Origin of the sequence: Burkholderia sp., assembly GCF_018375725.1 — a bacterium.
In the GTDB taxonomy this organism is placed as follows: Bacteria; Pseudomonadota; Gammaproteobacteria; order Burkholderiales; family Burkholderiaceae; genus Burkholderia.
The window spans coordinates 25169-32053 of record NZ_JAHACR010000017.1 but is presented as its reverse complement, the minus strand read 5'-3'; the positions used below and the strand labels follow the sequence as shown (position 1 = coordinate 32053).

The following is a 6885-nucleotide window of genomic DNA, read 5'->3' as shown; positions in this document are numbered from 1 at the left end:
CAGACGCCGCCGCGCTGGCCGCGCAGCGCGGCTACCTGCCGGCGCGCGTGCCGCTGCTCAAGCGCGTGGGCGCCGTCGCGCCGCAGGAGGTGTGCAGCACTGGCCGCGTCGTCCGCATCGACGGCGTGCCTTCGGCCGCCGTGCTGCCTGCCGACCGCTGGGGCCGGCCGCTGCCATCCTGGCAGCAATGCCGCCGCCTCGAATCCGGCGAACTGTTCCTCTTGAGTGTGACCAACCCGGCGTCGTTCGACAGCCGGTATTTCGGGCCGGTCAGCGCATCCGCCGTGATCGGGGTCGCGCATCCAGTCTGGCTGGAATCCCGCCCATGATGGCCGCCGACTCGCTGCACGTTGCCGTGCATCTTGTCGTGCCATCGGGCGTGTCGCTCTGCTGGCCGTCGCCGTGTCGTCGCGCGTGCAGTGCGGGTGCATTCGCACCGCACTTCGCGCTGCCTTCGGCGCAGCCGTCCAACGTGCAGGCGTCTTGCCTCGAACGCGCCCGGCCTATGGCCGTCGCCGCGTTCGCCGGCGCGCTGGCTGCTCGCGCAGCAGCACCGCCGGGCCGCCGCTGCCCGGAGCGCCAGCGAGGGGCAAAGGCGGAAGGCAAGACAAAAGGACGCGGCACCGGGCCGCGTCGAAAGCCAGTCTGCACATGGGGTGGCGCGGCACGGAGCGGCTTCGCCGCCGTGCCGCTTGGGGCGCGAGGCCCGCGCCAATGCAGGGCTGTCCGCGTGCTTCACACGACCGGACACGCCAGAGCTTGCAGGGAGCGCAGCCATGACCGACCGCCGCGACGATGATTTCCGCATCCGCCCCAGCGCACCGAAGAACCGGGGCCAGAGCTTCGTTTCCAAGGTGCTCAAGCAGGCAGGCAAGGCCAGTAGCGGCAAGTCGTCGGTGCGCCGTCCTGGCGCTGCCAGCGGCTCCGGGAGGGGCAACGGCCAGCGGCCCGGCTCGCGCCTGGGGCGCGGCCACACGGCCGCGCGCTTCGCCGGAGCGAAGCTGACGCCCATGTCGCGGCGCGTGACCATCAAGACGCTGCTGGTCAACCAGCGCCAGGCCAGCCCGCAGTCGCTCGCCAAGCACCTGCGCTACATCGAGCGCGACGGCGTGGGCCGCGATGGCGAGCCGGGCCAAGCCTACGGGCCGCAGACCGATGCCGCCGACCTCGACGCTTTCAAGGAACGCTGCGCCGACGACCGACACCATTTCCGCTTCATCCTCTCACCCGAGGATGGCCCGGAACTCGAAGACCTGCGCACCTACACGCGGCACCTCATGGGCCGCATGGAGGCCGACCTGGGCACGGGCCTCGATTGGGTGGCGGTCAACCACTGGAATACCGACAACCCGCACACGCACATCGTCGTGCGCGGGCGCGATGACACCGGCAAAGACCTCATCATCGCGGGCGACTACATCGCCGATGGCTTCCGCCATCGTGCGGCCGAACTGGCGACCGAGTGGCTGGGGCCACGCACCGAGCTGGAGATCCAGCAGACCTTGCAGCGCGAGGTGGAACAGGAGCGGTGGACGAGCCTGGATCGCACGCTCAAGCGCGAGCTGGGCGACGATGGCCTGGTGCATGTCGAACGGCTCAACGAGCCGAGGTTGCAACGCCAGCGCCTGCTGCTGATCGGCCGGCTGCAACGCTTGCAGCGTCTGGGCCTGGCCGACGAAACGCAGCCGGGCACCTGGGCGGTCCATACCGACGCCGAAAAGACCCTGCGCGCCCTGGGCGAGCGTGGCGACATCATCCGCACCATGCAGCGGGCCATGAGCGGCCAGCCGCGCGAGCTGGCGGTGTTCGAGCCGGGCGAGGATGGCCGAACCATCCTCGGCCGCGTGGCCGCGAAGGGGCTGGCCGACGAACTGCGCGACCGGGGCTATCTGGTCATCGACGGGGTGGATGGCAAGGCCCACTACGTCGCGCTCAACGCCCGCGACGAGCTGGCGAACTACCCAGCCGGTGCCGTGGTGGAGGTGAAGGGATCGGCCGACGTGCGCGCCGCCGACAAGAACATCGCCGCACTGGCGAGCGGTGGCCTGTACCGCACCGATCATCACCTCGCCATCGCGCAGGGTCAGGCCGTACCGGGCCGCGATCCGCAGGAAGTCGTCGCGGCCCACGTCCGCCGGCTGGAAGCCCTGCGCCGCGCTGGCATCGTGGAGCGCGTGGCCGAGGGACTATGGAAGGTGCCGGACGACTTGGCCGAACAGGGCCGCCGCTACGACGCGCAGCGCCTGGGCGGCGTGGCCGTGGAACTGAAATCGCACCTGCCCATCGAGCGGCAGGCCCGCGTTATCGGGGCCACCTGGCTTGACCAGCAGTTGATCGGCGGCGGCTCGGGCCTGGGCGACCTGGGCTTTGGCGGCGAGGCCAAGCAGGCAATGCAGCAGCGCGCCGACTTCCTGGCCGAACAGGGGCTGGCCGAGCGGCGTGGGCAGCGCGTGATCCTCGCGCGCAACCTGCTGGGCACGCTGCGCAATCGGGAGCTGGCGCAGGCCGCCAAGGACATTGCGGCCGAAACCGGCTTGGAACATCGGCCTGCGGGTGACGGTCAGCGCGTGGCCGGTATCTACCGGCGCAGCGTCATGCTCGCCAGTGGGCGCTACGCCATGCTCGATGACGGCAAGGGGTTCAGTCTGGTGCCGTGGCGGCCGGTGGTCGAGCAGCGGCTGGGCCAGCAGCTTGCCGCTACGGTGCGCGGCGGCGGCGTGTCCTGGGAGATAGGACGGCAGCGTGGGCCTGCCGTTGGTTAACTTCCTACGATAGCAGTGTCCGGCACGGGGTCGCACAATAAACCGATTGACGGTCGGTTTTTTGTGGTGGATACTCTTGAGTTCGAGTCAAAGCTCGGAGCCGACAACATTGACCAACCACAGCGTACCAACACTTGGCGATCTGGAAATCGCCGTGCTCGAAGACATCTGGCGCTTCGGCCCGTCCGACACCAAGGCGGTGTACGCGCGCATTGGGCAGTCTCGCTCGATTTCCTTGAACACCGTGCAATCCACGCTAGAACGTCTGTTTCGCAAGGCCATGCTCCAGCGCGAAAAGATCAGCCATGCCTACGAATACTCGGCACGAGTATCTCGCCGGGAACTGATCCAGAAGCTGGTCGAGTCCACGGTGCGTCGTGTCGCAGGCCCGCAGCCGGATGCGTTGTTGAGCGCCTTTGTCGATCTTGCTGCAAGGGCGGATGATGACCAGCTCAAGAGGCTGGAGGAGTTGATTGCCCGTCGTCGCGCTGAATTGGATCAGCCGTGATGACGAGTTATGGCCCACTACTTCAGTTCGCATTGCTATCCGGCTTCGTGCTGGCAGTAACGCTTACCCTGCTGATTGGAGCCTGCGAGCGCCCATTACGCCGTGCGCTGTCGGGAAAGACCCCCTATCAGCGAGCAAGAGTGTCTTGGTGGATGCTGGTAACACCCGCATTGGCGGGTATTGCCTATACGGCCATGACCATCGCCATGCCGTCGATGTTTGATGATTCGGCCAGATTTGCCGCTGCCTGCTCTGCGCACGCTGACACGCTGCTGCACCTGTGCGTTTGGCACCCGAGCGGCAATGGGCAAAGTGCCTGGCTATGGGGAGCATTGGCATTGTTGGCGGGATACGCGGTTTGGCTGGCTTTACGGGCCGCAGTTGGCCTTTGGCGTGCTCGTCGAACCCTTGCCTCGATGGTGCGCCTGAGCTGGCGTCCGGGGCATCCAGACAAACTTCGCGTGCTTGATGTCGATCAGCCTATGGCGCTGGCTTGTGGTGTCGGGAATGGCCACATCCTGCTTTCAACCTCGTTGATGCGGCGACTCGACCCAACGCAATTGCGCGTGGTGCTGGCGCACGAACAGGCTCATATCGCCAATCGAGATGTGCTGCATCGCCTGATCGCTGTCGTCTTGTCGAGCATCCAGTTGCCGGGCACTCGTCGCCGGCTGTTGCGCGATCTGGAACTCTCCTTGGAACAGCGTTGTGATTTCGCTGCTGCAAACGAAGTGGGATGCCCTGTCGCCGTAGCCGAAACCATCGTTGCAGTAGAAAAGATATTTCGGCAACACGCCAAGGAACAGATGCCTTTGGCTATGGCGTTCTTTTCCGATTTCGTCCCTGAGCGTGTCGAGGCGTTGCTGTCGTCCAAGCACTCGTCTGTCTCATACCTGGGGCCGATGCTAGGCATTCTTGTTCTGGCGTTTTGCAGCCTATCTACCGGCTGGCTGCATTCCGTGACCGAATCTCTCATCACTGTGATGACGAGGTAAGTCCATATGCGCGCGTGCTGTGTTTTTTTGCCTGAAAAACCGATTGATGATCGGTTTTATGACGATTCCACTAAGGCGTGTGCGAGCAGCCGTGACGCGGAATCGTTTGCTCGCCACCTGTCGTCGTCGTGAGGATTTTCATGAATTTGATCCGCTTAGTAGCCTTGGTGTTTGTCGGAGCCTGCGGTACATCCGCCGCCCTGGCCGCCGAACCCCTGCGATTGGAGGAGGCAGTCTCCCGAGCACTGGCCGCCCACCCATCCATCGCCGCCGAAACGGCGCAGCTCCAGGCCGTTCGAGCGCGCACACAGCGCGAAGCCCTGCCACCGCCTTACACCATTGGCGGCGAGGTTGAGAACGTCGCCGGGAACGGCAACCTGCGAGGTATCCGCTCGGCCGAAACGACATTGCGCATCGGTCGGGTCATAGAACTCGGCGGCAAGCGCGAGGCCCGCCAAACGCTGGGACAAGCCGAGCTGAGAGAACAGGAGCACCAGGCCACCAAAACACGGATTGATCTAGCTAGTTCAACTACGGCTCGCTTCATTGAAGTGCTCGCCAGGCAACAGCGATTGACCTATGCCGAGGAACGCATCAAGCAAGCGGAGCGCACGCGGCAGGAGGTCGCTGCGTGGGTCAAAGCCGCACGCAATCCTGATTCAGATTTGCAGGCCGCCGAAATTGCGGTCGCGGAGGCCCAACTGAATCGGGAGAGTGCTGAACACGAACTGGCAAGCGCCAAGATGACTTTGGCCGCAAGCTGGGGGGCAACGATCCCCGACTTCGGCGAGGTCGTCGGCGACCTCCAAACCTTGCCGACCGTGGCGCCATTCGAGACGCTGGCCGCCCGTTTGCCCATGACGCCGGAACTGTGGGCTTCGCGTTTGCGGGCCGACACCATCGGCGCCCGCCGCCGGCTCGCGGAGGCCGAAGCCAAACCCAACATCGACGTCAGCTTGGGCATTCGGCGTTTGGAAGCCTACAAGGATCACGGCGTAGTGATGTCGATCTCGGTGCCGCTGGGCAGCCCGACGCGCTCTGGATACGCGGTATCCCAGGCCAATGCGGAGCTTGCTGCGCTTGAAGCGAGGCGTGACGCCGAACGTTTTGAGCGCCATCAGGCGCTGTTCGACAAGTATCAAGAACTCACGCACGCACGGACAGAGGCTGAGTCGCTACGCGCACGAATGCTGCCTATGGCTGAAAGCGCCCTGGCAACGACTCGTCGCGGCTTCGAGCAAGGCCGATTCTCCTATTTGTCGTTGGCTCAAGCGCAGCGAACGCTATTCGACCTGCGTGCGCGAGCTGTGGAAGCCGCCACCCGCTATCACCTTCTGCTGGTCGAGGTGGAACGCCTCACCGCCACCGTTGAGGACACCGCACCATGATTCGCATTCTTTCCCTGCTGCTCCTTTGTGTACTTGCCGCCGCATGCAGCCCTGGCGGCGACAAGCCCAAAGAGGCGGCCAGTGCCCAAGCCAGCGGAAGCTATGAGCGCGGCCCAAACAATGGGCGGCTACTCCGCGACGGTGACTTCGCTTTGGAGGTCACCATCTACGAAACCAACGCCCCCCCGCATTACAGGCTCTACGCCTATCGTGACGGCAAGCCAGTTGCCCCCGCTGATGTTGCCGCAACGATCAAGCTCTCCCGTTTGGATGGCGAGGTCAACCAATTCACGTTCAGGCCAGAAGGCAACTATCTGGTCGGCAGCGGTGAAGTGACCGAGCCGCATTCTTTCGATGTCGCCGTGACCGCCGAACACGCGGGAAAGAAGTCCACTTGGTCTTATGAATCCTATGAGGGTCGCGTAAGCATTCCGGCTGGTATCGCCAAGGATGCTGGCATCAAGACCGAATCAGCGGGGCCGGCAGTCATCCGAGACGTTGTGCGGCTGATGGGAACCGTTGTTCTGGATGCCGACAGACACGCAGCGGTTCGCGCACGCTTCCCTGGCATCGTGCGGTCAGTGAACGTGCAACAGGGCGAGCGAGTCCGCCGCGGCCAGACGCTGGCCATCGTGGAGGGCAACGACAGCATGCGCACCTACCCGAGTACCGCACCGTTCGACGGCGTGGTGCTCGCACGCAACACGAACGTCGGTGATGTGGCTCAAGCAGGTGCGCTGTTCGAGTTGGCTGACCCGTCCTACGTATGGATCGACCTGCGCGCCATCGGCACCGATGCCGAAGCCCTACAGCCAGGGCAGCCGGTACGAATCCGGTCAGCCACCGGGAAGACCGAAGCCAGCGGAAAGATCCAGCGATTGTTGCCGGTGGCTGGCAGCGGCCAAAGCGTCATTGCCCGCGTCAGCATCCCGAACCTGGAGGGGCGCTGGCGCCCTGGCATGACCGTGGCGGCCGAGGTCACAGTAGGCACGCGCAAGGTATCACTGGCGGTAAAGGAGTCCGGGTTGCAGAGATTCCGAGACTTCACCGTGGTTTTCGCACAGGTTGGCGAGACATACGAAGTCCGAATGCTCGAACTTGGCGAGCGCGATGGTGAATACGCCGAAGTGACTAACGGACTCAAGCCCGGCACAAACTACGTGACCGAGCAAAGTTTCCTGATACGCCAAGACATCGAAAAGTCTGGCGCAAGCCACGATCACTGAGGGCGC

General features: G+C 64.5%; 6 protein-coding genes. All 6 read left to right on the top strand.

The window, feature by feature from the left end:
- Window positions 1-329: S26 family signal peptidase (locus tag KH616_RS05035; RefSeq protein WP_292237828.1), on the top strand; the 329-nt coding region annotated here is incomplete at its 5' end.
- Window positions 330-776: 447 nt separating this feature from the next.
- On the top strand, window positions 777-2762 hold the full coding sequence (locus tag KH616_RS05030) for a relaxase/mobilization nuclease and DUF3363 domain-containing protein (protein ID WP_023114177.1): 1986 nt from the start codon (window positions 777-779) through the stop codon (window positions 2760-2762).
- A gap of 109 nt (window positions 2763-2871) precedes the next feature.
- Window positions 2872-3270: a BlaI/MecI/CopY family transcriptional regulator gene (locus KH616_RS05025; RefSeq protein ID WP_023114178.1), complete on the top strand. Its 399-nt coding sequence runs from the start codon at window positions 2872-2874 to the stop codon at window positions 3268-3270.
- Entirely contained in the window at window positions 3270-4265 is a 996-nt protein-coding gene (locus KH616_RS05020) for a M56 family metallopeptidase (protein WP_023114179.1), read from the top strand. Before KH616_RS05025 ends, KH616_RS05020 begins: the two co-directional genes overlap by 1 nt.
- Before the next feature lie 140 nt (window positions 4266-4405).
- Entirely contained in the window at window positions 4406-5653 is a 1248-nt protein-coding gene (locus tag KH616_RS05015) for a TolC family protein (protein WP_033993779.1), read from the top strand.
- The gene (locus tag KH616_RS05010; RefSeq protein ID WP_292237827.1) at window positions 5650-6879 is read left to right on the top strand and encodes an efflux RND transporter periplasmic adaptor subunit; all 1230 of its coding nucleotides are present in this window, start codon (window positions 5650-5652) and stop codon (window positions 6877-6879) included. Before KH616_RS05015 ends, KH616_RS05010 begins: the two co-directional genes overlap by 4 nt.
- Window positions 6880-6885: the final 6 nt, after the last annotated feature.